The organism is Streptomyces sp. NPDC127595, assembly GCF_042671685.1.
Lineage (GTDB): Bacteria > Actinomycetota > Actinomycetes > Streptomycetales > Streptomycetaceae > Streptomyces.
The window spans coordinates 1134740-1157965 of record NZ_JBHXWK010000001.1 but is presented as its reverse complement, the minus strand read 5'-3'; the positions used below and the strand labels follow the sequence as shown (position 1 = coordinate 1157965).

The window sequence follows — 23226 nt, the reverse complement described above, 5'->3', positions numbered from 1 at the left end:
GCCATCAGATCTCCTTGACGTACTCGAACGGCTCATGGCAAGTGAGGCAACGCCACAGTGCCTTGCAGGAGGTGGACGCGAAACGCGATGTCTCCTCGGTATCCACCGACTGGCAGCGCGGGCACGGCACGACGTGACGGATCGGCGACAGGCTCAGCGGTACCGGGCCGGCGGGGCGTTGCGGTGTCCTCAGCGGTGGGGCGATGTCGTACTCGGTGAGTTTGCGGCGCCCCGCGGGGGTGATCCAGTCACTGGTCCACGGCGGGTTCAGTACCGTGCGGATCTCCACGCGTTCGAAGCCGGCCTCCTGAAGGCGGGCAGACACGTCCGCCCGCATCTCCGCCATGGCCGGGCATCCCGAGTACGTCGGGGTCAGGCTCGCGACGACCGTGCCGTCCTCCGCGATGGTGACATCGCGCAGGACGCCCAGGTCGGCCAGGGTGAGCATGGGCAGTTCGGGGTCGGGCACCTTCTCGGCAACACGCCGGGCGCGCCGGACGTCGGACAGGACGGTCACCATGTCGCCTCCGGGTGGGCGCGGGCCACACTCTGCAGTTCGGCCAGGAGGGGCGCGAGGTACTCGGTGTGCTCGCCGTGCCGGCCCGCTCCGGGCAGAGGCGGAACCTGCGGCATGGTGAGCCCGGCGGCGTCGAGGACCTGCTGAAGATCTGCCAGGACTTCGCTTCGCCCGTCGTGGGCCGAGAACAGTTCCGGCAAGTAGGGGGCCACGGCTGCCAGGGCGTTGTTGATGCGGCGGTGGGATTCTTCCGTTCCGTCTCCCAGGCGCACCATCCACTCGGCTGCGTACTGCCGGTGGTAGGCCAGTTCCTTCAGTGCCTTGGCGGCGATCGCCGAGAGTACGGGGTCCGGCGACGATTCGAGCCTTGCGAAGTGAGCGATACGCCAGCTGGAGAACACGAACAGCCGCACGATGGAGAACGCGAAGTCGCCGTTGGGAAGTTCGACCAGGCGGACGCTGCGGAAGTCCTCGGCGTCCCTGAAGTAGGCGTAGGCGTCCTCGGTGCGTCCGGTGCCGTCGGCCTGGCCGCAGCGGGAGTACAGCAGTCGCGCCTGGCCCAGCAGGTCGAGCCCGATGTTGGCGAGCGCCACCTCCTCCTCCAACTCGGGTGCCAGGGTGACCCATTCGGCGAGCCGTTGCGCCAGGACGAGGGTGTCGTCGCCAAGTGCACTGCAGGTGGCGGCCAGTTCGGCGGCATCGATGCCGTCGGGCACCGAGGTGTCCACACCGTGCAGCGGGTCCTCAAATCCGGTACCGAACGCCCAGCGGGCATCGCTGTCGTCGTGGCCCTCGGCCAGAGTCATGTAGACGTGGTCGTCACTCATCCCCGGCTCCTAGATGTGCGGGACATCGTCAGGGATGTCGTAGAAGGTCGGATGGCGGTACACCTTGTCCGCGCTGGGCGCGAAGAAGGGGTCCTTCTCGTCGCGTGTGGAGGCGGCGATGTACTCCGAGCGCACAGCCCAGATACTGACGCCCTCGTTGCGCCGGGTGTAGAGGTCGCGGGCGTGGGTGAGGGCCATCCGGTCGTCCGCTGCGTGGAGCGACCCCACGTGCACATGGTTCAGTCCGCGCTTGCCCCGGACGAACACCTCGTACAACGGCCAGTCCCGCTTCTCGTTCTCCGTGTCGCTCATGCAGCTGCCTCCTCACGTGCCCGGGCGGCCTGCTTGCTCGCGTGGGCGGTCGCCGCCTCACGTACCCAGGCGCCTTCATCGTGTGCGACCCTGCGCCGTTCGACCCGCTCCGTGTTGCAGGGGCCGTCTCCGGTGATCACCCGCTTCAGTTCGGCGAAGTCAGGGGTGCCGAAGTCGTGGTGGCCTCGTTCGTCGTTCCAGCGCAGTTCGGGGTCGGGCAGGGTGACGCCGAGCTTCGCCGCCTGCGGAACTGTCATGTCGACGAAGCGCTGGCGCAGCTCGTCGTTGCTGTGCCGCTTGATCTTCCAGGCCATGGACTGGGCGGAGTTGGGCGAGTCGTCGTCCGGTGGACCGAACATCATCAGCGAGGGCCACCACCATCGGTCGACGGCGTCCTGCACCATCTCGCGCTGACCGTCCGTGCCACGCATCATCGTCATCAGCAGTTCGTAGCCCTGGCGCTGATGGAACGACTCCTCCTTGCAGACCCGCACCATGGCCCGGGCGTAGGGACCGTACGAGCTACGGCACAGGGGCACCTGATTGCAGATCGCCGCACCGTCCACGAACCAGCCGATGACGCCCACGTCGGCGAAGGTGGGCGTCGGATAGTTGAAGATCGACGAGTACTTCTGGCGGCCGTCGATCAGTCGCCGGGTCAGGTCGGCCCGGTCCGCTCCCAGCGTCTCGGCCGCGGAGTACAGGTACAGTCCGTGGCCTGCTTCGTCCTGGACCTTCGCGAACAGGATCGCCTTGCGGCGCAGCGACGGCGCCCTGGTGATCCATTCGCCTTCCGGCTGCATGCCGATGATTTCCGAGTGTGCGTGCTGGGCGATCTGCCGGACCAGCGTCTTGCGGTACCCCTCCGGCATCCAGTCGCGCGGCTCGATCCGCTGGTCGCGCGCGATCGTCGACTCGAAGTGGGACCGCAGGTCCGGCTCGGTGTCGCCACCGGAGGACGCGACGGACTGTGCTGTAGCCATCTGTACCACCTTCCCTACCGACCATTCGTTCGGTCCATCATACGATGAGCCCTCCCCGGCCTGGCAAGCACCGGGGGTGTCAGCACCCGGAAAAGGACGGCTGCTGTCCTGCCAGGAAGGCCCGCACCGCGGCGCGGTGATCCTCTGTGGCGCCCAGCCGCTCCTGCGCTGTGGCCTCACGCTCGAGTACGGCCTTCAGGTCCTGCCCCTCCGCGGCCCGCACCAGAGATTTGAGCTCGGCGTATGCGGCGGTCGGACCGTCGGCCAGACGTCGGGCCAGGGCGAGTCCTTCCGCGCGGGCGGAACCGTCCGGCACCACCCGATGGAGCAGTCCCCACTGCTGGGCTTCCTCGGTTCCGAAACGCTCCGCCAGAAGCGCCAGGGCAGTGGCGCGTGAGGGCCCGACGGCCTGAGCCAGCGTGGCGCTCAGTCCGCTGTCGGCGGCCAGCCCTATCGCGGTGAACGCGGTGGTGAAGCGTGCGCTCTGCCCGGCGACCCGGACATCGCCGCAGAGGGCAAGGCCAAGCCCTGCCCCGACACAGGAGCCCTCGATCGCCACGACCAGCGGACACGGCAGCGTGTGGAGGGCTTCCACCAGCGGGTTGTACTCGGCTCTCAGCAGCGCAAACGCGGTGGCGGGCTCGTCCTCAAGTGCCTGGGCGTGCTCCTTGAGGTCCTGGCCGACGCAGAAATGGTCACCCTGGGCCGTGAGGAGCACTGCCTTGATCTGCGCGCCCTCATGGTGTGCCTGTCGCACAGCGGCCAGCAGGCCGAGCCGCAGGTGGACGTCCAGTGCGTTGCGAGCCCTGGGCCGTTGCAGCTCGATCACGGCGACCGCCCCGTCACGGGTGTAGCCCACGCCGGTTGGCTCGCTCCCGGCGGAGTCCGCCGCCCTGACGGTCACCATGTGTAGAACCCCTGTCCCGCCTTCTGCCCGAGTTCGCCACGTGCCACCTTGTCCCGCAGCAATTGCGGTGGCGCGAAGCGATCGCCGAGTGTGGCATGCAGGTATTCGGCGATGGCGAGCCGCACATCGAGCCCGACCAGGTCCGTCAGCCGCAGCGGTCCCATCGGGTGCCGGTAGCCGAGCCGCATCGCGTCGTCGATGGCCTCGGGGGCGGCGACACCTTCTTCGACCATACGGATGGCTTCCAGGCCCAGAGCCAGGCCGAGACGGCTGCTGGCGAAGCCGGGGGAATCCTTGACGACGACGTCCTGCTTGCCCAGCGCCTTGGTCCATTCCAGAGCGGCTTGGACCGTGTGAGGAGCGGTGTCGGGGGCGACCACGATCTCGACCAGGGCGGAGGCCGGCACCGGGTTGAAGAAGTGCATGCCGAGGAAGCGTTCGGGGCGGCGGAGGACGGAGGCGAGGTCGGTGACCGACAGCGAGCTCGTGTTGGTGGCCAGCACCGTCGCCTCGCTCACCGCTTCCTCGGCCGCCTTGAGCAGGCGGGCCTTGAGCGCGGCATCCTCGGGAACGGCCTCCACGACCAGTGCGATGTCCGGGGGCAGGGCCTCCACTGTGGCTACGAGAGTCACGCGGCGGGTGACGAGCGCTGCCGGCTCGGCAAGGTGACCTCGCTCCTCAGCGCGCCTGAGGCCGGCACCGATCCGCTCCACCGCCGCGGCGGCAGCCTCCGTCCCGCTCTCCACCACCGTCACCACCGAGCCGGCGGCAGCGAAGGACTGGGCGATCCCCGAGCCCATGCGTCCGCCCCCGATGACTCCGACGGCCTTGGGCGCTGACGTCATGTCCGGCTCCTTCTGTCGAGAAAACGTGTCATGCGGTCCTTCTTGTCATCACTCTCGAACAGCACGGCCTGTGCCAGGTCGTCGGCAACGGGGTGGGCCCCGGGCGAGTCGACGACGAGCTTCGTGAGGCGCAGGGCCGTAGCCGACGAGCGCGCCATGCGATCGAGCAGCGCGTGGGCCTCCCCCAGCAGTTCCTCGGCCGGTACGACATCGATGACCAGGCCCGCGGCGTGCGCCGCCCGGGCGTCGAGGTTGCGGCCGGCGAGCAGGATCTGCTTGGCGACCGATTCACCGACCAGTTCGGGCAGGCGCCAGCAGGCACCCGCCGCCGCAAGAATTCCAAGGCCCGGCTCGGGATTACCGAAGACAGCGTCGGGGCCGGCAAGGCGCAGGTCGCAGGCGTAGGCCAGTTCGGCCCCGCCTCCCAGAGCCCAGCCGTCGACCGCGGCGAGCGTGGGCATGGGCAGCCGCCGGACTCGCTCGAAGAGCCGGCTGTTGATGCCCTGGAGAGCTTCGTCCCTGCCCCGCTTGAGCAGTTCGGCGATGTCGGCCCCGCCTGCGAAGACACCGCCGTGACCGGTCAGGAGAAGCAGCTTCGGGGCGCGTTCCAGTTCTTCGCACACCTGGTGCAGCTCGGTGATCATGCGGCCACTGATGGCGTTGCGGGCCTCGGGGCGGTGCAGGGTCACGACGAGCCGGTCCGTCCGCTCCTCCACCAGCAAGGTGTCGTACGACGCGGAGAGACTGTCGGCAGTCATATCCGCTCCACCAGGAGCGCGACGCCCTGACCCACGCCCACGCACAGGGTGGCGAGGCCGCGGCGGCCGTTCTCCCGCTCCAGCCGGCCGAGCAGGGTGAGGAGGATGCGGGCGCCGGAGCAGCCCAGTGGGTGGCCCAGGGCGATGGCCCCGCCGTCGGCGTTGACCTTCTCCTCGTCCAGCTTCAACCGCCGCATCACGGCGAGTGCCTGAGCGGCGAAGGCTTCGTTCAGCTCGATCGCGTCGAGGTCCCCGGTCTCCCAACCCGCGCGGCCGAGTGCCTTCTCGGTGGCCGGGACGGGCCCCAGTCCCATGAGGTTGGGCTGCACGCCGGCCGAGGCGGAACCGATGATCCGCGCCCGCGGTGTCAGTCCATAGCGGTCGACGGCTGCCGCGCCGGCCAGCACCAGTGCGGCGGCGCCGTCCGACAGCGGAGAGGAAGAGCCTGCCGTGACGATGCCGTCCTTGCGGAAAATGGTGCGCAGGGAGCCCAGCTTTTCCAGGGTCGTGGTCGCGCGCGGGCCCTCGTCCCGGGTCACGTGGGTGTCATTGACCGGGACCGGCACGATCTCCCGGTCGAAGCGGCCTGCCTCCTGCGCCGCAAGAGCTCGGTGGTGACTGCGCAGGGCGAAGGCGTCCGACTCGGCACGGGTGATGCCGTCCAGAGCCGCCACCTCTTCCGCGGTCTCCCCCATGGACAGGGTGATCTTGGGTGTCTGCGGTCCGGCGTCGTCGGCGACAGCCCGGTCCGCGGCCGCGAACTGCGGGTTGGTGAACCGCCAGCCCAAGGAGGTGTCGTGCACCTGCCCCGGCTTGGCCCATGGGGTGCCGGGCTTCTCCATCACCCAGGGCGCGCGGGTCATGGACTCCACTCCCCCGGCGACCACCAGATCGGCCTCTCCGGCGCGGATCGTGTGAGCGGCAGAGGCCACCGCTGTCAGGCCCGAAGCGCAGAGGCGGTTGACGGTGTAGCCGGGCACGGTGTGGGGCAGGCCCGCGAGCAGCGCAGCCATGCGTGCGACGTCCCTGTTGTCCTCACCGGCCTGGTTGGCGGCTCCCAGGACGACTTCGTCCACGGCTTCGCGTGGAATGGCGGAGCGGCGGACGGCCTCGGCGACGACCAGAGCCGCGAGGTCATCGGGGCGTACGGCGGCCAGGGCACCGCCGTAGCGCCCCTGGGGGGTCCGGGCTCCGTCGATCAGGTAGATCTCATCCGACATCAGGCGGACTCCTCATTGGGGGCTGGGGCAGGGCGGCGCGACTGCAGGGTCGCGAAGCGGCCGGCGACGAAGGCGGCGTCGGACAAGGTGGCAGTGGCCGCCGGGCTGGCGGCGCTGCCGTGGAAGTCGCTGAAGGCGGCCGACTGGTTGACGAAAACCCCACCGGTGAGGTTTTCCGAGAGGTGTACGCCGACGTCCAGCGCCGCCTCCTCGGCTGCCGCCAGGACCTCTTCCCTGGTGGAGTGGACGGCGGCGGTCAGTGCTCCGTGCTCGCGCACCGTGTCGCGGAAGACGGAGAGGCTGTGCTCGGTGGAGTCGGTAACGATGACGAAGGAGACCGGCCCGAACCACTCGCGGGTGTAGACGGCCCGATCGGTTTCCGGGTCGAGCCGTGCCACCAGCGGCGTCCGCATGGCAACCCCGGGGTACGCGGGGTGCGCGACGGCAGCCGACGCTCGGACCGTGCGGCCCAGGCCGGCAGCCTCCTCAAGCCGCTCGCGCACTCCCTCGTTCACGAGGGCTCCCAGGGTGCCGGCTGCCCGGGCCGGGTCACTCAGCAGCTGATCCAGCGCGGCGCCGAGGTCGGCCGCGAACTCGTCGGCGCTCTTGGCACCCTCGTCCGTGACAAAGCCTGCGCGGGGGATGAGGAGGTTCTGCGGGGTGGTGCACATCTGCCCGCTGTAGAGGGACAGCGAGAAGGCCAGGTTGCCCAGGAGGCCGCGGTAGTCGTCGGTGGAGTCCAGCACCACCGTGTTCACGCCCGCCTTCTCCGTGTGGACGGCGGCCTGGTGTGCGTGGGTCTCCAGCCAGTCGCCGAAGGCGGTCGAGCCGGTGAAGTCGATGATCCGTACGTCGGGATGCACGGCAAGGACACCCGCACTGCGCTCGTCCGGCTCTTCGGCGACAAGCAGCACCACATTGGGATCGAAGCCGGCCTCAGCCAGGACTTCGCGAGCGATGCGCACAGTGATCGCCAGGGGCAGGACGGCCCCGGGATGCGGCTTGACGATGACCGGATTGCCGGTGACGAGGCTGGCGAACAGGCCCGGGTAGCCATTCCAGGTCGGAAAGGTGTTGCAGGCGATCAGCAGCGCCACTCCGCGCCCGACCGGTGTGAACTTCTTGTCCATCACCAGGTGGCCGCCCTTGCGCTGGGGCTTGCTCCAGCGGGCTCGGACGGGGTGCCGTTTCTGCTCCGTCCAGGCGTAGGCCACCGCCTCCAGGCCACGGTCCTGCGCATGGGGGCCACCGGCCTGGAAGGCCATGACGAACGCCTGCCCGGTGGTGTGCTGCACGGCGTGGGCGATCTCGAAACTCGCGGTATTCAGCCGGGCCAGGATCTCCGCGGCCACGCCGGCCCTGGTGTCGGGTGTGGCGTCACGCCAGGAGGCGGCCGCGGCCTTCGCGGCGGCAACGGCGTCCTCGGACGCCAGGTGGGGGTAACTGATGCCCAGCGGGAATCCGTACGGCGAGGTCTCGGTGGGCGCGGCCCAGGTCTGGCCGGGGTGGCCGGGCAGGTCGAACGGGGTGCCGAGCTGACGGTGGAAAGCGGCCTCACCGTTCTTGGCGGCGTCTTCCCCGTAGAGGGACTTGCTCGGTGACTCGGGGTACGGCGACCAGTGATCCCGGGATAGGACCGCGGCGGCCGCCTGGTCGAGCAGTGCGCTGTGACGTGCGAAGCAGTCAAGATCCTCTGGGCTCTGTTGGAGCATACGGTCCCCCTCTTGACAGGCAGGAGTCTTGCTGGATTACTTGGCCTTGCCGCACGCTAACCGAATGTTCGGTCGGTCCACAAGGTGGTGGAAATGACGACCCAGGTAGACAGCACGACGCCTGATCCCGTCACAAGGATGTTCGCCGATGACGAGGCGTCACGAGGGCTCGGCATCGAGCTGCTGCAGCACGGCGACGGGGCTGCCGTGCTTCGGATGACCGTGACCTCAGCCATGGTCAACGGACACAAGATCGCCCATGGTGGCTTCCTGTTCCTGCTCGCCGACTCGGCCTTCGCATGCGCCTGCAACAGCCACGGACCCGTGACCGTCGCCGCGTCCGCCGACATCGACTTCATTGCGCCCGCGTACGAAGGTGATGTCCTGGTGGCCACGGCACATGAACGCACTCGGTTCGGCCGCAGCGGCATCTACGACGTGAGTGTCCTGCGCGGCGACGAAGTGATCGCGGAGTTCCGCGGCCGGAGTCGCACTCTGCGCAGCACGCAACATGAGGAGCCGCAATGAGCAGCGAAGTCATCGTGCCCGAGCACCTGGAAGCGCGCCGGGGAGACCCACCTCCCAGGGCATTGCTGGATGACGGCGAGTTGCTGTCGCGCGAGGAGATCAGGTCTCTCCAGCTCACCAGACTGCGCACGACGCTGCAGCACGCGTACGACAACGTGGAGCTGTACCGGCACAAGTTCGACGCGGCCGGAGTCAAGCCCGACGACTGCCGCAGCCTTGAGGACCTTGCCCGGTTCCCCTTCACCACCAAGGCCGACCTGCGCGACACCTACCCCTTCGGCATGTTCGCCGTCCCGATGTCGGAGGTGCGCCGCGTGCATGCGTCCAGCGGCACCACCGGCCGCCCCACGGTGGTCGGTTACACCGACAACGACCTCTCCATGTGGGCCGATGTCGTCGCCCGATCCATCCGGGCCGCCGGCGGCCGCCCGGGGCACAAAGTGCATATCTCCTACGGCTACGGCCTGTTCACCGGCGGCCTCGGTGCCCACTACGGCGCCGAGCGCGCCGGTTGCACCGTGATCCCTGCCTCCGGCGGCATGACCGCACGCCAGGTGCAGATCATCCAGGACTTCAAGCCCGAGATCATCATGGTCACGCCCTCGTACATGCTCACCCTTCTCGACGAGTTCGAGCGACAGGGCATCGACCCTCGCTCGACCTCCCTCAAGGTCGGCATCTTCGGCGCCGAACCCTGGACGGAGGAGATGCGCCGCGAGATCGAAGAGCGCCTGGACATCCACGCCGTCGACATCTACGGGCTGTCCGAGGTGATCGGTCCCGGCGTCGCCCAGGAATGTGTGGAGACCAAGGACGGACTGCATGTCTGGGAGGACCACTTCTACCCCGAGGTCGTCGATCCACTCAACGATGACGTCCTGGCGGAGGGTGACAGCGGTGAACTGGTCTTCACCTCGCTCACCAAAGAAGCCCTGCCCATCATCCGCTACCGCACACGGGACCTGACTCGGCTGCTGCCCGGGACCGCCCGGCCCGGATTCCGCCGTATCGAGAAGATCACCGGACGTTCCGACGACATGATCATCCTTCGCGGTGTCAATGTCTTCCCCAGCCAGGTGGAAGAGATCGTGCTGCGTACGCCCGGTGTGGCCCCGCACTTCCAGATCGAACTCAGCCGGCGGGGACGGATGGACCACATGACCGTCCGCGTGGAAGCACGGCCCGACAGCAATCCCCCTCAGCGCGCGGCCGCCACAAAGACCATCACTCAGGGAATCAAGGACGGCGTCGGAGTCACCGTCGAAGTAGCCGTCGTAGACCCGGAAACCCTGGAGCGGTCGCTGGGGAAGCTTCGCCGCGTGAAGGACACGCGTCGGCCCTGAGCGACCAGGGAATCCGTACGTCCTTCCCCCGCAGGGTCGACCGACTCCTCACGTTTACAGGGGTTGAGGGCCGGGGTCCTGTCCTTCGTGGGAGCACGGAATTGGTGTGCTCCCACGAAGGCACGTATCGCTGCCGTCGACAACGGCTCGCAGGTGTCCTGCTAGTGCTGTGCCGGCGTAACTTCGCCGGGTTTGCGCCTCGCCCTACCTCCGCCAGAACAAATGATGCGCAACGCCACTCGGGCTGGGCACGACCTCGAGATGGAACCGGTCGAGCAGGTCATCGGGTGACTCCCAGAGGCGAAGGCCTGATCCGAGCTTCACCGGCGAGACCGCCACGTGCAGGGTGTCCACGAGGCCGGCGGCAAGGAACTCCCTGACCGTGGTGACCCCGCCGCCGAGTCGGACGTCCTTGCCCTGCGCGGCCTCCCGCGCCCGTTCGAGGACAGTGATCGGGTCGGCGTCGACAAAGTGGAACGTGGTATCGGAGAGCGTGATCGACGGACGTACATGGTGGGTCATGACGAACACCGGGGTGTGAAAGGGGGGTTCGTCACCCCACCAGCCGCGCCAGTCGTAGTCGTGCCAGGGCCCCCGCTGGGGGCCGAACTTGTTGCGGCCCATGATCTCGGCGCCGATGTTGTGTGCGAAGTCCCGTGTGAAGTAGTCGTCGAGGCCTCGACTGCCCCCGGGGTCGGTGCGCATGGGCCAGCTCGCCGTGGCGCCGGCCCAGGCGAACAGCCTCGCGGGATCGACGTGGCCGAACGGCCTCTCGAGGCTCTGGTCCTCACCGGCACCGATTCCGTCACTTGAGACGTTGAAGTTCATGACTTTCAGTAGCTGGCCCATGTGTTTCCCTCGTCAGGTCCTGTCGCATCCTCGTGTGGCGAAGTGCCCCACATCAGTACGTCGAACGGGGCGCGGGCGGATCGACAGGGGGCGTAGCTTTTTTTCTCGCCGCGGATGCGGGCTGTCCTCGCTGCGCAGGCGCAGGTTCCAGTGCACCATCCCGGAGGAGGCCGACCAGGTCCGCAACGGCGAGAAGCCACGAAGCGGCCGCGCTGGTCGCGAGCATCGAACGAGTGGCGGTGACCAGCGCTGTCGTCACGGTCTCGGGACCAGCTGCACCCTACGGTCCAGAACGGCTGAATGAATACCGACGGACGTGTCCCGCATGTAGGCCGTCCGCAGTTCGTGCGCTTTCCGGTACTCCTCGGTTGCGAGGGCCTCGCGCATCTCCGTCTCGGACTCGAAGGCGATCCGCACGATCGCGTCGATCGGCTCCTCCTCCCCGTCCGTCGCGAGGTCGGTCAGGTAGTACTGCACGTACTCCTTGACCTGGGGAAGACCCGCGTAGGTCGGTCCGTACTCCAGTTCCATGAACCGGCGGAAGTCCTCCGTGGAAACCTCCGGACGCTTCCTGATCACCGTCATCAGCCTGAGCATGCCGCCACCACCTTCCTGAACACCTGTTCATTGCACGCTAACATGAACAGGTGTTCAATGACTCGGTGACCAAGGCAGACAACCGAGACCTGCGCTCCGAGCTCGTGGCCGCCGCGACCGCCATGCTGGCGGAGCCTCAAGCGGTGGCCGTTCCGTCGCTGCGCTCGATCGCCCGGGCCTGCGGGGTGGCCCCTTCGGCCGTGTACTGGCACTTCCCCTCCGAGGCGGACCTGCGCTCCGCGGTGCTCGACGCCGAGTACACCTCGCTGGTCGAAGCGGTCGAGTCGGCCCTCGACGCAACGGACGAGGCGGACAACCAGCTGGTCGTCGCCGGCGACGCCTACATCGCGTGGGGTGCGGCCCACCCGGGCGCGTACCAACTCCTGTTCGAGAGCAGTGACGCGCTGCCGGAGACCAGAGCCGCGCACGGCCCTCGTCTCCAGGCCCGCATCGTCGAACTCGCGCGGCTCGTCGACCCGGACGCACCCTTCGCCTCCGCACTCCTGTTGTGGTCGGCATGGCACGGTGTCGTCTCGCTACGGCTCCACAAGAAGAGCGAGTGGGACTGGGGAATGACCGCACAGGAAGCGAACCGCCGGCTGATTCAAGCGTTGGTGACCAACCGAGGCCGGTGAGCGGGTTACCGGTGACGCCCTGCATCAGGGTGCCGGCCGGCCCGGGAGCGACGCCGACCAACAGGCTCAAGTCCCGTGACCAACGCGGCGGGACGCCGTACCGGGCATGACTCCGCCGGTCCACCGAGTGCCGTAAGCCGACGTCCGAACACGCAGGACGCCAGGACGAGTTGGCGCCACGCCGCGGCCGGCCTCACGACAGACGCGACCGCCGGCACCCCCGCGGGCGGCCCCTCGCCTGCCTCGTCACAGAAGACCGGGGTGTGATCAACAGAGCTACCATGTGGATATGACTGAGAGTTCCCGGGGAAGCAAGCCGACGGATGGTGGCCGTCCCCTGAGGCGAGATGCCGCTCTCAACCGGGAAAGAATCCTCCAGGCCGCACGCGAGGTCTTCAGGCAGCGCGGGCTGGGGGTCACACTCGATGACGTGGCCCACCACGCCGGCGTCGGCGTCGGTACGATGTATCGCCGCTTCCCCACCAAGGAAGCCCTCGTACGCACCCTGTTCGAGCAGGATCTCGCGTTGCGGCAGGAGTCGGCCGAGAGGGCGCTCGCCCACCCCGACCCTTGGCAGGGCCTGGTCGACTTCCTCATGGACATGACCGGCGACCTCGCCGAGAACCGCGGCCTCCATGAAGTGATCATGCTGGGCAGCCACAGCTCCGGGCCCATGGAGAGAGCACGCGGAGGCATGCTCCCCTTCCTCGGAGCCTTGATCCGCCGCGCCCAGGAGAGCGGGGACCTCCGGGCCGAGGTGACCCCTTCCGACATCCCCGTCATCCAGCACATGCTGAGCGCCGCCACGCAGTTCACACAGGGCAAGCGGCCGGACATCTGGCGCCGCTACATCGAGGTCCTTCTGAACGGCCTCCGGGAGCGCCCCGACAACCCTCCCCTGACGACTCCAAGCCTCAGCAACGAAACGGTGGAGCAGGTCATGGGACTGGTCAGGCCCGCCGACGAACGAGAGTAGCGAGCCGGCGGCAGACCCCTGTCAGCGCTTGCATGCAGCCTCCGATCCGGAACCCAACGGCCGGCCGTAACGGACCCATTAGCGCCTTGACGCGTCGGGCGCCATGTGGCGTGCGCGGAGGTCCGCCCGCAAAGTCCAAAAGCGCTCTCAGCGAGCGAGAGTCCAGGCCCTGACCTCGCCATCCGGCTGAAGTTCTCGCCGCAGGCCGGCCGTCACAGCCTGAGTGGCCCTCAGGCGGGCTATCCATGTCCTGCGTATCGACCAGGGCGGTGATACCGTTGGGAAGTGGAGAGAATATCTCCGCTTATGGAGGAGGTTCATCATGACTGCGCGCAGCACGCTCAGCGTGATCGCAGGGATCACGATTCTCGGTCTCGGGGTGACGGCTTGCTCATCCGGGGGATCGTCCACAACAGCCGCCGGATCCGCGTCCCCCTCCCCCGCGACAAAGACCGTCGCCTGCCCAACGGCCTCCAGCGAAACCACGAGCACCGCTTCCTCAGGGGCATCCAGCGCCCCTCCCGCCGGGGCGTCGATTCCCGTGGCGAAGACGGTGAAGCCGGCCGACACCAGCAACAGCACGGTCATCACTCCGGACGGCCCGCAGATGGAGTGCACCAACATCGCGGTGACGACACACAAGGACATCACCTACTCGTCACCCACGGCCGACGGTAAGAAGCTCGACCTTAAGCTGGACCTTCAGGTGCCGGAGACGGCAGGCAAGAAGCCCTTGGTGGTCTACATCACCGGAGGCGGGTTCGTGATGGATGACAAGTCGGCCAACCTCGGCCAACGCACCTACGTGGCGGATCAGGGTTACGCCGTTGCGAGTATCGAGTACCGCACAACGACGACCGGCTCCACCTACAAGGACGGCGTCGCCGACGTGAAGTCCGCCATCCGCTTTCTGCGTGCCCACGCCGATGAGTACGGCATCGACACGACCAAGGTGGCCGTCTGGGGTCAGTCGGCGGGCGGATACCTCGCCGCCATGGCTGGTGCCACCAACGGGACGAAGCAGTTCGACTCCGGGGACAACCTCGGCCAGAGCAGTGACGTCCAGGCCGTTGTCGACGAGTTCGGCGCCGGTGACCTGGCAAAGACCGCCGACGACTTCGATGCGGCGACCAAGGCCACGTACATGGCTCCTGGCAGCTTCGTCAACGCGTACGTTTTCGGCCCCAACTCCAGCAAGACCGTCGCAACGGACGCTGCCGCGAACAAGGCAGCCGACCCGGCCACCTACCTGAGCTCGTCCTCCGCTCCGTTCATCCTGCTCCAGGGGTCCGACGACCACATCATCTCTTCCAGCCAGTCATTGATCCTTCTCGACGCTCTCAAGGCGAAGGGAGTGGGGGCCACGCGCTGTGTCGTCAAGGGTGCCAACCACGGAGACATGTCGTTCCTCGGTGACACCAAGGCCGGTATCCCGTGGTCCACACAGAAAGTGATGGGCACCATCACCGGATTCCTGGACAAGAAGCTCGAAAACTGATGTCCGGTGGCTGCGAGCGGGCCGGCGGTGAATTCGCCACCCCTGGCCTGTAGTCACTCGAGCGGACCTGCTGCCTGTCTCTGGGCCTCCTCCCTCGCCTACAACCACTTCCCCATGACCAGTAGTTGGTTGTCGTGTTGGTCATGGGGAGCGGGCGGTGGGACGGAACCGACTGCTCCGCGCCACGCGTCTCCGGTCGGCCTCGGTACATGTGATGCAGGGCACTTCGCGAATTCCGAACTTTCCGATGTCATTCCCGTCCTGTCGCTGACCCCGCCCGACCTCGATGGGAGGCCTCATGCCGTCCCCAATACCGTCGGCTCCGGAGGGTGGCAGGCGCCACGCTCAAGGATCCGACGCGCACTCTGCCGGTCGCCTCGTCGGGCGATCAGCAGAGTTGGCCCTCGTCGACAAGCTCTTCAGTTCGGCCGCCACGCGGGGCATCGCCCTCATGCTGACCGGAGAGGCAGGGGTGGGCAAAAGCGCTCTGCTCGATACCGCGGCGCTGCGAGCGTCCGAAGCGGGCTTCCAGGTTCTGCGTGTCGTCGGCTCCCCATTCGAACAGAGCGTCAGCTTCTCGGCCCTGAACCAGATACTCCAGCCACTGAGTGGCGAAATCGCCGCGCTGCCCCGGCGGCAGGCTGGAACACTCCGAGCGATCCGCGGGCTGTCCGAAGAGCAGCCGCCCCAACTGCTCGCCATCGCCGACGCTGTTCAAGTGCTGCTCTCCCGGGCTACCAGGAAGAGTGGTCCCCTCGCACTGGTCATTGACGACGTCGCATGGCTGGACCGGCCCAGCGCCGTGGTCATGGGGACCGTCGCCCGCTGTGTACGGAGCAGTTCCCTGGTCCTGCTGGCAGCGTCCAGGACCGGCGACGAGTCCTTCTTGAGCAACACCGGGATACCTGCGTACGAGGTGCAGCCCCTGGACGAGGACTCCGCGAACGAGCTGGTGGCAGAGCGGTTTCCGGCAATGGCGGCCAGGGTCCGCCGGCGTCTTGTCACAGAGGCCGGCGGAAACCCGCTGGCTCTGCTGGAGTTGCCCGTCACCCTCAATGAGGCTCAGCGGACAGAGCATGGACCGCTGCCGGCTGTGCTGCCGCTGTCCGAGCGGCTCAAGAAGATCTTTTCCGTACGGGTCAGTGCTCTCCCGGACGCGACACGGAGGTTGCTTCTGCTCGCCGTGCTGGACGGCTCAGGTGATCTGCACATCCTTGAACGGGCCGTGAGCGGCTCCGACGGCCTGACCGGGCTGGGCCCCGCCGAGAAGGCCGGACTGGTGCAGGTCGATCCCCTGACGAGCCGCCTCGTCTTTCGGCACCCACTCACTCGTTCCGCGGTCATGGAGTTGTCGACGAGCGCCGAGCGCCGGTGCGGACATCAGGCGCTGGCCGATGAATTCCCGGAAGGATCTGAGCGCCGGGCCCGGCATCTGGCCGATGCTGCGGTCGGCCCCGACGACCAAGTGGCCTCCCTCTTGAACGAAGTGGCCTACAGCACGCTGCGTCGTGGCGATGCCGTCGGCGCCATCACCACTCTGCTGCGTGCTTCCGAGTTGAGCAGCACGGGGACGGCGAAGGGAATCAGGCTGGCCGAGGCGGCCTGCCTAGGCGCCAACATCACCGGTGACCTCCGCAACGTACGCGCTTTACTGGACAACGCAGCGCTGGCTGACCCCATGAATGCCGGATCCCTCGCGGCCGCCGCGGCAGCGGCCAGCCAACTCCTCAATGGCGAAGGCGATGTGGACACCGCTCACAGGCTCCTCGTCGGCGCGATCGACAACCATGCCCGGCCGAGCCGAACAGACGACGACATCCTCGGCGAGGCGCTGCACGTACTCCTCCTGGTGTGCTCGTACAGCGGCCGACCGGAGCTTTGGCAGATTTTCGAGAGCACGGTGACACATACCCAACTGCACTCCCCCGACCTCCTGTTGCCAGTGGTCCGCGGCGCGTTCGGTGATCCCGCCCACGGGGCGCTGTCCGTGCTGGACACTCTCGACGGCCTCGTCATCGATCTTCATCGGGAGGCCGACCCCAGACGCATCATTCGGACCGCGATGTCCGCGGCGTACGTCGACCGCCTGCCCGGCTGTCGCAGTGCCCTGCGCCGGGTCATCGACGACGGCCGCAGTGGAGGAGCCATCGCCTCGGCGATCGACGCCCTCTTCCTGCTGGGGAACGACGCCTACACCAGCGGGCAGTGGGACGACCTTCCGGACGTCATCGATGAGGGTCTGCGCTGGTGTGCAACGTACAGCTACCGTCTGTCGGCATTTGAAGGCCGCTTCCTGCAAGGTCTGCTGGCCGCCGCGCAAGGTGACTGTCAAGGGGCACGGCAGACCGCCGACTGTCTCGTGTCCTGGGGGAACCCTCGCGGACTCGGTAAGTTGCGTCTGTACGCCGCCCACATCCGGGCTCTGTCCGCGCTCGGCAGCGCGGACTTCGAAGGCGCCTATCGCCATTTGAGGTCAGTGGGCACGCCCGGCCGGCTGCCGCCGCACATGCCCCATGCTCTGTGGCTCTTCCTGGATTTCACCGAGGCCGCCGCTCGCACGGGCCGCCACTGCGAAGCCACCGAACACGTCGCAGCGGTCAGGCGAAGCGACATCCCCTCCATCTCGCCGCGGCTGGCCATGATGACCGATGCCGCCGAGGCCGTGGCCACCCCTGACGTCATCGAACATGAACTGTTCGAGAGCGCCATCGCCGCCCCCAACGCCGAACGGTGGCCGTTCGACTGGGCGCGGATCTGCCTGGCCTACGGCGAGAGGCTGCGCAGAGCCAAAGCCGGCGTCGCGGCACGCGTCCATCTGGACGCCGCGCTCAGCACGTTCCAGCGCCTGGGTGCCAAGCCCTGGAGTACGCGGGCGGCGAATGAACTCCGGGCGAGCGGTATCCCCGTCGAGGCCGTCGTACCTGGTGAAGACCGGCACTACTCACTGCTGACTCCGCAGGAATGCCAGATAGCGCAGCTGGCGGCCACCGGGCTGACCAACAAGCAGATCGCCGCCCAGCTTTTCCTCTCTCCCCGCACCGTGGCCACGCATCTGTACAGCGTCTTTCCGAAACTGAACGTCACCTCTCGTGCCGGACTGCGCGACGCACTCAGCGGCCTGCCCCCGGCCGCCCGCGCCGGCTCCGGGAATGTACTGGGGTGAGTTGACGGTGCCGGTCAGATCGTCGGGGGCGCTCACTCGACCGTTGGCACGCGCGCGAAGCTCTCCTACTTGTCCTGCTTCCGGCGAACCATCTCGGTGATCCAGATTGGGGCGAACGGCGATGTGCAGCCCGGGGACGTCGGGTAGTCCTTGAGCACCTCCAGGCGCTCGCCGATGCCGATGGCACGGGCGCGGTGCTCGGAGTGTTCGATCCCGATCTGGGCCAGGCAGTGGTTCATCGCCCACTGCAGGCGATCCGGGGCGTCCTTCATCTCCGTCTCGATGATGTCGAGCAGTCCTGCGAGGTCGAGATCATCGGGCTTCTTCGCCACACGCTCGGTGGTCAGTGCCCAGCCGGCACTCGCGACCACCGGATCCGGATCGGCGGACCAGGCCAGTCGGAGTTCTTGGGAGTGCGGATTCTTCTTCACCACGTAGTTCACGAGCCAGTCGTGCACCTTGGGTGCGCGCGCCTCGCGCAGCATGACGTCCAGCTCGTCACGTTCGAACGCCTTCGGGCGGCAGATCAGGATCGCCAGCAGCCTTGCCGCGGTGTCGTCCGTCTCCCAGAGCCGGCACGCGAGTTCCTGCTGCGTCTTCAGCCGCTTCGCGAGCGCGCGCAGCTTGCTGAGGTTCACCCCGTGATCGTCACCGTGCTTCTCGTTCACCGCACGCGCCTTCGGGTCTTCGAGCTCGGCCAGCTCGGCCACCACCTCGGCCAACGCCGTCTCGGCCACCTCGGTCTCCTGTCCGTCGCAGGCGGGATTCAGCGTACGACGGGAGCCGGCCTCCCGTCGTACACGCCGGTTCGGCGACTGCCGCCGCCACGAAAACACACGTCGGGCAGGTCGCGACCTTCAGGGCCGGGGCAGGTGCGGTACACCTGCCCCGGCCCTGAAGCGCGGCTCAGACCCTGTTTCCGCGCGACCTGAGAGTCACAGGGCGCCTCGCGCCGTGCTGTTCACGAACCGTGTCACCGCGTGGGCGAAGTCTTCCGGCTCCTGGCAGGTGCGGGTCGTCCACCGGCCGGGAGGGGACCGGGGCTCGTAGCAGGGAACGGCTGGCATTGCACACGATCATCCGCAGCCACGCGCCCACGGACCCCGGCTCGCGGACGTCCCCGATCCGCCGCAGTGCACTCAGGGCCGCCTCCTGCAGCACGTCATCGGCATCGGCACCCGGCCCGGGAATGCTCAGCGCCACGGCCCGCATACCGGCCCAATGCCGTTCCAGCAACAACCTCAGAGCGGCGACCTCTACCGCCTGAGCTGCCCGCCTTAGCACGGCGTCCTCAGCGCGTGCGGCCCCGGCCACATCCCCGTTCACGAGACCCCCCTCCATCGCCTCGCCACATCCCCCAAGTGTGCCCAAGCCCAACGGCCCCTCCTAGGCGGGAGGGTGTCTCTGGTGTGGTCCGTCACGCGAACGACAGCCGGGTCACGCACCCTGCGCATCGGTGTCCAGGGATGTCGTCCGGCCGTCAGTCCCGGCCCGTAGGCCGTCCATCAGGAGTCCGATCAGACGGTCGGCCTGGGAGCGCCAGTCACCGGATACGTCCAGGCGGAGAAGGCCGCTCATGGCCAGCACCACGTCGGCCGTCCCGAGATCGGAGCGGATCGCTTTCGCGGCTGCACCTGCGGCGACGAGGGAGTCGATCGCGCCGAAGACCTTCGCGTAGGACTCGGAGGCCCAGCCTCCGCCGGAGGGATTCATGCTCTGCAGCGCTTCGGACATCTGCTGCTTGGTGACCAACAGGGCCGCCAGGCGTCTCATCCACTCCTTGAGCGCCTGGTCCGGCGGCAGCGTCTTGAGGAGTTCGTCCGCGGCCGAACACAGCTGATCCACCTCGTACTCGTAGGTGGCCAGGACAAGGGATTCCCGGTCCGGGAAGTGCCGGTAGAGGGTGGCAATGCCCACCCCGGCGGCCTTGGCGATGCCGCCCAGTGAGGCGTTCTTGCCCGCGCGGTTGAACTCGTCCTGCGCTGCGGCCAGCAGCTTCTCGCGGTTCCGACGAGCGTGGGCGCGTACCGGCTGCGGTGGCCCCTGACGTTCCTGCATGCGCACTCCCCGGACCCTCATGCCGCCCGGGCAGGCAGACATTCCGGCCCCTGCTTGCTTACCGGAGGACCCTCCGATAACGTTGTTAATACCGGAGGGTCCTCCGGTATCTCTGTCACCCTACAACCGTCCTGCGGGTCCGCACCCGCTCGCACCACAGCGGGACCACCGTGGACGACGAACGGAGACATCCCATGAACACGATTTCACTCGGCGACCTCACCACCTCCTCCCAGGGGCTTGGCTGCATGGGGATGAGTGAGGGATACGGCCCCACGAGCTGGGACGACGCGATCGACACCGTCCGCCGCGCCCTCGACCTCGGCGTCACTCTCATCGACACCGCGGACGCCTACGCCTTCGGTCACAACGAGGTCCTCGTGGGCCGTGCCATCGCCGGCCGCCGCGACGAGGTCCAGCTCGCGACCAAGACCGGCATCGACCGCACGGGCAGCGACGCCTGGGTGCTGCGCGGGGAGGCCGGCTACATCAAGCGCGCATGTGACGCCTCCCTGATGCGGCTGGGGGTCGACCACATCGACCTCTACTACCTGCACCGGCCCCCGCAGACCGCCGAGATCGAGGAGTCCGTCGGCGCCATGGCGGAGCTGGTGAAGGAGGGAAAGATCCGGCACATCGGCCTCTCCGAGGTGGACACCGCACTCCTGCGGCGCGCTCACGCCGTTCACCCGATCACGGCGGTCCAGAGCGAGTACTCGATCTGGTCCCGTGATGTGGAGACGACGGTTGCCGACGGCCTGCGCGAGCTGGGAGTGGCCCTGGTCGCGTACTCGCCGCTCGGCCGAGGCTTCCTGACCGGCACGGTGGATACGGCATCCCTGCCGACGGGTGACGCCCGCAAGCGGCTCCCCCGCTTCCAGACCACGGCCAACGAGGCGGTCGCGGACAGCGTCCGCTCACTCGCGGAGACCAAGGGAGTCACTGCGGCGCAGCTGGCCCTTGCCTGGGTGCATGGGAGCAGCGAGCGCCTCGGCGTTCCCGTCGTGCCCATTCCCGGAACGAAGCGCGTGAAGTGGCTGGAGCAGAATGTGGCCGCCGAGGGCATCGATCTGACCGCCGCCGAAGTGCGAGCGCTCGATGCACTGGCGGCCCAGGTGGTGGGCGGCCGTTACTGACCGATGTAGGTGCCGGAGTGCCGTGGCGCGGGAAGCCACAGCCCTCCCGGCCGACGGGAGGGGACTCACGATCCGGTCGTGTCGGCGAAAGGCCGCACGCGAGACTGATCCGCTACCCCCGCTCCGCCGAGCCGGAGGATGGACCTCCACCGAATCGGACACAGGGGCCCCTGCAAAACCGGACGCACGGACCTCTGCCGATCCGTACGCCCCGCCCTCTGCCGAACCAGGCGCACGGCCCCGCTCGCGAAGCCCCCCGAGAATGAGCCCCAGCCCGAACTCGAAGCGGTCGTCGAGGTTGACGATCTCCTCGACGGGCGTGGCGAGCAGCTGAGGGTACGTCTCGCCCGCGGCGGCGATGTCGAGTTGTCGAGAGCGCCGTCGCTCTGCCCCTGCTGTTCCAGGGCTTCCCCCAGGATGTAGCAGAAGACGGTGGACGCCGCCCGGAGAGCCGTGGCCCCGCTGAAGCCCGCCCGCTGCATGACGCCGACGAGACGGTCCGCGAAAGCCAGAGTGTGCCGTTTGGCGGCGTGGCTGCCTCCGACGATCCTGGCGCCGTCCTGCTGCGCGAGCAGAGCCCGCCGAAGTTGTCTGCCGAGGAGGACGACCTCCGCTTCCCACTCGTCCCCACGATTCTCCGTCAGGGCTTCGGCCAGGATCGCTTCCGCCAGCTCGTCGAGGAGTGCCTAGTTGTTGCTGAACACACGGTAGTTGGCGGGCAGTTGCAGCTTGGTCCTGTCCGCCAACCGCCTGGTGGTGAGTGCTTCCAGCCCACCGTCGTCGACAATCTGCAGAGCGGCGGCTACCAGTGCTCCGGCACGGCTTGTGGCGGAAGGCGGAGCACTGGCGGGTCCGGGTGAGGAATCCTTATGACTCGTCGGCACGTTGACGATGTTGTCGGCACCATTGCCATACCGGCGACAACAGCCGCTGACCGTACGGGCTGTGTCAGTACGTCCTCTCGGACTGCTGCAACTGGGCCGCGAGGGACACCAGGAGCGCATCATCGGCGTACCGCGCGCCGAGCAGCACTCCGATCGGCAGCCCCTCGGCGTTCCGGGTGAGCGGGACGGTGATCGAGGGCATGCCGGTGAGGTTGTAGACCCCGGTGTACGGCATGAACGCGGTCATTCTGGCGAACTCGGCCGCCGGATCCGCGTCGTTGCGCAACTCCCCGATCCGCACCGGTGGTTGGGCCAGCGCCGGGGACAGAATGACGTCATAGGCGGCGAAGAGCAGGTCGGTGAGCATCTGCCCGAGCCCGCGGAAGGTGGACAGCGCCGCGTGGTACTCCCGCGCGGACACCCCGTCGGCGACCTCCCTCAGATAGGCCGTGAAGGGCATCAGCTCGTGCTCCCGCTCCGGCCTCACCTCGTACGACGCCGCCTCCACCGACCAGACACGGGTGAACGCCTCGACGATGCCCCCGTCGGGCGGCATCTCCAGCTCCCCCACCTCATGGCCCAGCGCGGCGAGGGCCGCGGCGGCGTTGTCGAGCGCGTCCGCGCAGTCGCGGTGCAGGACAGCGCCGGGCACCATCGGGTCCCGCAGCACCACGACACGCAGCGGCCGGGGGTCACGGCGGGCGTGCTCCACCAGAGTCGCGCCACCGGGGTGCCCCGGCGCGGTGTAGACATCGCCGGGCATCGGCCCCGACATCACGTCGACCAGCGCCGCCGCGTCGGCCACCGTGCGGGCCAGCGCGCCGTGCACCGACAGTCCTGTGACGTCGGGGCGCATGGGCCCGTTGCTGATCCGGCCCCGGCTCGGTTTCAGTCCCACCAGGCCGCAGACGGAGGCGGGGATACGTACGGAACCGCCGGCGTCGGTGCCGTGCGCGAGCGGGGCGAGGCCCGCCGCGACGGCCGCCGCCGCACCGCCGCTGGAACCGCCGGGCGCGCGCCCGGGGCTCAGCGGATGGCGGGTCGGCGGCCCGAGCCGGTTCTCCGTGTAGCAGGGCAGTCCGAACTCGGCGGTGTTCGTCTTGCCCAGCATGACCGTGCCGGCCTCCCGCAACCGGGTGGCGACGTGGTCGTCGACATCGCTGACGTGGTCCGCGAAGGCCGCCGAACCCCAGGTGCACCGCACCCCGTCGACCTGGACGAGGTCCTTGATCGGTACGGGCACGCCATGCAGCACGCTGAGCCGCGTACCGTCCCGGCGAGCCGTCACGACCGCCCGCTCGGCCTGTTCCGCCTGGGCCCGGGCGAGTTCGGCCGTGACGGTGAGGTACGCGCCCAGTTCCGCGTCCCGCTCCTCGATGCGACCGAGGTAGTGGTCGGTCAGTTCGACCGGGGAGAGGTCGCCCTTGGCCATGACGGCCGCCTGTTCCAGCGCGGTCATCTCATGAAGATCGGACATC

The 23226-nt window shown here is 68.2% G+C and carries 21 protein-coding genes and 3 pseudogenes; 8 read left to right on the top strand and 16 right to left on the bottom strand.

Translation table 11 applies throughout. From position 1 onward, the window contains the following. Window positions 1-4: 4 nt before the first annotated feature. The 9 genes from paaD to paaN all read right to left on the bottom strand — a co-directional run bounded on the left by paaD (window position 5) and on the right by paaN (window position 8081). Window positions 5-520 carry a 1,2-phenylacetyl-CoA epoxidase subunit PaaD gene (paaD, locus tag ACFVKT_RS05015; RefSeq protein WP_385727583.1) on the bottom strand — a complete coding sequence of 172 codons (516 nt, stop codon included), beginning with the start codon at window positions 518-520 and terminating at the stop codon, window positions 5-7. Further along, the gene (gene paaC, locus ACFVKT_RS05010; protein WP_385727582.1) at window positions 514-1344 is read right to left on the bottom strand and encodes a 1,2-phenylacetyl-CoA epoxidase subunit PaaC; all 831 of its coding nucleotides are present in this window, start codon (window positions 1342-1344) and stop codon (window positions 514-516) included. Before paaC ends, paaD begins: the two co-directional genes overlap by 7 nt. Before the next feature lie 9 nt (window positions 1345-1353). After that, window positions 1354-1656, bottom strand: coding sequence for a 1,2-phenylacetyl-CoA epoxidase subunit PaaB (paaB, locus tag ACFVKT_RS05005; protein ID WP_385727580.1), 303 nt, complete (start codon window positions 1654-1656; stop codon window positions 1354-1356). Beyond that, window positions 1653-2639, bottom strand: a complete 987-nt coding sequence (gene paaA / locus ACFVKT_RS05000; RefSeq protein ID WP_385727578.1) for a 1,2-phenylacetyl-CoA epoxidase subunit PaaA — start codon at window positions 2637-2639, stop codon at window positions 1653-1655. The genes paaB and paaA overlap by 4 nt, the downstream gene beginning before the upstream one ends. A gap of 79 nt (window positions 2640-2718) precedes the next feature. Further along, the gene (locus tag ACFVKT_RS04995; RefSeq protein ID WP_385727576.1) at window positions 2719-3546 is read right to left on the bottom strand and encodes an enoyl-CoA hydratase/isomerase family protein; all 828 of its coding nucleotides are present in this window, start codon (window positions 3544-3546) and stop codon (window positions 2719-2721) included. After that, complete coding sequence (locus tag ACFVKT_RS04990; protein ID WP_385727574.1) at window positions 3540-4391, bottom strand: 3-hydroxyacyl-CoA dehydrogenase family protein; 852 nt, start codon at window positions 4389-4391, stop codon at window positions 3540-3542. The genes ACFVKT_RS04995 and ACFVKT_RS04990 overlap by 7 nt, the downstream gene beginning before the upstream one ends. Further along, on the bottom strand, window positions 4388-5149 hold the full coding sequence (locus tag ACFVKT_RS04985; protein ID WP_385727572.1) for an enoyl-CoA hydratase/isomerase family protein: 762 nt from the start codon (window positions 5147-5149) through the stop codon (window positions 4388-4390). Before ACFVKT_RS04985 ends, ACFVKT_RS04990 begins: the two co-directional genes overlap by 4 nt. Then, complete coding sequence (locus ACFVKT_RS04980; RefSeq protein WP_385727570.1) at window positions 5146-6369, bottom strand: thiolase family protein; 1224 nt, start codon at window positions 6367-6369, stop codon at window positions 5146-5148. Before ACFVKT_RS04980 ends, ACFVKT_RS04985 begins: the two co-directional genes overlap by 4 nt. Beyond that, on the bottom strand, window positions 6369-8081 hold the full coding sequence (gene paaN, locus ACFVKT_RS04975; RefSeq protein ID WP_385727568.1) for a phenylacetic acid degradation protein PaaN: 1713 nt from the start codon (window positions 8079-8081) through the stop codon (window positions 6369-6371). The genes ACFVKT_RS04980 and paaN overlap by 1 nt, the downstream gene beginning before the upstream one ends. Window positions 8082-8174: 93 nt before the next feature. Here paaN and paaI point away from each other — a divergent pair, with 93 nt between their 5' ends. Together paaI and paaK are read left to right on the top strand one after the other, a co-directional pair. Next, the gene (gene paaI / locus ACFVKT_RS04970; RefSeq protein WP_385728159.1) at window positions 8175-8609 is read left to right on the top strand and encodes a hydroxyphenylacetyl-CoA thioesterase PaaI; all 435 of its coding nucleotides are present in this window, start codon (window positions 8175-8177) and stop codon (window positions 8607-8609) included. After that, entirely contained in the window at window positions 8606-9952 is a 1347-nt protein-coding gene (gene paaK / locus ACFVKT_RS04965) for a phenylacetate--CoA ligase PaaK (RefSeq protein WP_385727566.1), read from the top strand. The genes paaI and paaK overlap by 4 nt, the downstream gene beginning before the upstream one ends. A gap of 204 nt (window positions 9953-10156) precedes the next feature. Here the strand turns inward: paaK and ACFVKT_RS04960 are convergent, their stop codons facing one another. Together ACFVKT_RS04960 and ACFVKT_RS04955 are read right to left on the bottom strand one after the other, a co-directional pair. Further along, window positions 10157-10801, bottom strand: coding sequence for a dihydrofolate reductase family protein (locus ACFVKT_RS04960; protein ID WP_385727564.1), 645 nt, complete (start codon window positions 10799-10801; stop codon window positions 10157-10159). A gap of 255 nt (window positions 10802-11056) precedes the next feature. Continuing rightward, window positions 11057-11398 (bottom strand): EthD domain-containing protein, encoded by a 342-nt coding sequence (locus tag ACFVKT_RS04955; protein WP_385727562.1) that lies wholly within the window; start codon window positions 11396-11398, stop codon window positions 11057-11059. Between the two features lie 65 nt (window positions 11399-11463). On the opposite strand from ACFVKT_RS04955, the gene ACFVKT_RS04950 reads away from it, so the two are divergent. The 5 genes and pseudogenes from ACFVKT_RS04950 to ACFVKT_RS04930 all read left to right on the top strand — a co-directional run bounded on the left by ACFVKT_RS04950 (window position 11464) and on the right by ACFVKT_RS04930 (window position 17670). Next, window positions 11464-12033 carry a TetR/AcrR family transcriptional regulator gene (locus tag ACFVKT_RS04950; RefSeq protein WP_385727560.1) on the top strand — a complete coding sequence of 190 codons (570 nt, stop codon included), beginning with the start codon at window positions 11464-11466 and terminating at the stop codon, window positions 12031-12033. Between the two features lie 289 nt (window positions 12034-12322). Beyond that, a complete protein-coding gene (locus ACFVKT_RS04945) occupies window positions 12323-13009 on the top strand; it encodes a TetR/AcrR family transcriptional regulator (protein WP_385727558.1) in 687 nt (228 codons plus the stop codon). A 541-nt stretch (window positions 13010-13550) separates the two neighbouring features. Next, window positions 13551-14507, top strand: coding sequence for a prolyl oligopeptidase family serine peptidase (locus ACFVKT_RS04940; RefSeq protein WP_385727557.1), 957 nt, complete (start codon window positions 13551-13553; stop codon window positions 14505-14507). 286 nt (window positions 14508-14793) lie between these two features. Continuing rightward, a pseudogene (locus ACFVKT_RS04935) lies at window positions 14794-15300 on the top strand (ATP-binding protein); the annotation flags it as partial. Window positions 15301-15546: 246 nt separating this feature from the next. Further along, window positions 15547-17670 carry a LuxR C-terminal-related transcriptional regulator gene (locus tag ACFVKT_RS04930; protein WP_385728157.1) on the top strand — a complete coding sequence of 708 codons (2124 nt, stop codon included), beginning with the start codon at window positions 15547-15549 and terminating at the stop codon, window positions 17668-17670. A 65-nt stretch (window positions 17671-17735) separates the two neighbouring features. Here ACFVKT_RS04930 and ACFVKT_RS04925 read toward each other — a convergent pair whose 3' ends face one another. From ACFVKT_RS04925 to ACFVKT_RS04915, 3 genes and pseudogenes are all read right to left on the bottom strand, one after another. After that, the gene (locus ACFVKT_RS04925; protein ID WP_385727555.1) at window positions 17736-18407 is read right to left on the bottom strand and encodes a DNA alkylation repair protein; all 672 of its coding nucleotides are present in this window, start codon (window positions 18405-18407) and stop codon (window positions 17736-17738) included. A 277-nt stretch (window positions 18408-18684) separates the two neighbouring features. Next, a pseudogene (locus ACFVKT_RS04920) lies at window positions 18685-19011 on the bottom strand (RNA polymerase sigma factor); the annotation flags it as partial. 96 nt (window positions 19012-19107) lie between these two features. Beyond that, window positions 19108-19728 carry a TetR/AcrR family transcriptional regulator gene (locus tag ACFVKT_RS04915; protein WP_385727553.1) on the bottom strand — a complete coding sequence of 207 codons (621 nt, stop codon included), beginning with the start codon at window positions 19726-19728 and terminating at the stop codon, window positions 19108-19110. 194 nt (window positions 19729-19922) lie between these two features. On the opposite strand from ACFVKT_RS04915, the gene ACFVKT_RS04910 reads away from it, so the two are divergent. Continuing rightward, complete coding sequence (locus ACFVKT_RS04910) at window positions 19923-20864, top strand: aldo/keto reductase (protein ID WP_385727551.1); 942 nt, start codon at window positions 19923-19925, stop codon at window positions 20862-20864. A 255-nt stretch (window positions 20865-21119) separates the two neighbouring features. On the opposite strand, the pseudogene ACFVKT_RS04905 reads toward ACFVKT_RS04910, so the two are convergent. Together ACFVKT_RS04905 and ACFVKT_RS04900 are read right to left on the bottom strand one after the other, a co-directional pair. Next, window positions 21120-21508 (bottom strand): annotated as a pseudogene (locus tag ACFVKT_RS04905) (TetR/AcrR family transcriptional regulator C-terminal domain-containing protein); the annotation flags it as partial. Between the two features lie 304 nt (window positions 21509-21812). Beyond that, window positions 21813-23225, bottom strand: coding sequence for an amidase (locus ACFVKT_RS04900; RefSeq protein ID WP_385727549.1), 1413 nt, complete (start codon window positions 23223-23225; stop codon window positions 21813-21815). Window position 23226: the final 1 nt, after the last annotated feature.

Coding starts and splice junctions, on each gene's coding strand:
- paaD (WP_385727583.1), bottom strand. CDS start 520: ATGGTGACCGTCCTGTCCGACGTCCGGCGCGCCCGGCGTGTTGCCGAG.
- paaC (WP_385727582.1), bottom strand. CDS start 1,344: ATGAGTGACGACCACGTCTACATGACTCTGGCCGAGGGCCACGACGAC.
- paaB (WP_385727580.1), bottom strand. CDS start 1,656: ATGAGCGACACGGAGAACGAGAAGCGGGACTGGCCGTTGTACGAGGTG.
- paaA (WP_385727578.1), bottom strand. CDS start 2,639: ATGGCTACAGCACAGTCCGTCGCGTCCTCCGGTGGCGACACCGAGCCG.
- ACFVKT_RS04995 (WP_385727576.1), bottom strand. CDS start 3,546: ATGGTGACCGTCAGGGCGGCGGACTCCGCCGGGAGCGAGCCAACCGGC.
- ACFVKT_RS04990 (WP_385727574.1), bottom strand. CDS start 4,391: ATGACGTCAGCGCCCAAGGCCGTCGGAGTCATCGGGGGCGGACGCATG.
- ACFVKT_RS04985 (WP_385727572.1), bottom strand. CDS start 5,149: ATGACTGCCGACAGTCTCTCCGCGTCGTACGACACCTTGCTGGTGGAG.
- ACFVKT_RS04980 (WP_385727570.1), bottom strand. CDS start 6,369: ATGTCGGATGAGATCTACCTGATCGACGGAGCCCGGACCCCCCAGGGG.
- paaN (WP_385727568.1), bottom strand. CDS start 8,081: ATGCTCCAACAGAGCCCAGAGGATCTTGACTGCTTCGCACGTCACAGC.
- paaI (WP_385728159.1), top strand. CDS start 8,175: ATGACGACCCAGGTAGACAGCACGACGCCTGATCCCGTCACAAGGATG.
- paaK (WP_385727566.1), top strand. CDS start 8,606: ATGAGCAGCGAAGTCATCGTGCCCGAGCACCTGGAAGCGCGCCGGGGA.
- ACFVKT_RS04960 (WP_385727564.1), bottom strand. CDS start 10,801: ATGGGCCAGCTACTGAAAGTCATGAACTTCAACGTCTCAAGTGACGGA.
- ACFVKT_RS04955 (WP_385727562.1), bottom strand. CDS start 11,398: ATGCTCAGGCTGATGACGGTGATCAGGAAGCGTCCGGAGGTTTCCACG.
- ACFVKT_RS04945 (WP_385727558.1), top strand. CDS start 12,323: ATGACTGAGAGTTCCCGGGGAAGCAAGCCGACGGATGGTGGCCGTCCC.
- ACFVKT_RS04915 (WP_385727553.1), bottom strand. CDS start 19,728: ATGCAGGAACGTCAGGGGCCACCGCAGCCGGTACGCGCCCACGCTCGT.
- ACFVKT_RS04910 (WP_385727551.1), top strand. CDS start 19,923: ATGAACACGATTTCACTCGGCGACCTCACCACCTCCTCCCAGGGGCTT.
- ACFVKT_RS04900 (WP_385727549.1), bottom strand. CDS start 23,225: ATGTCCGATCTTCATGAGATGACCGCGCTGGAACAGGCGGCCGTCATG.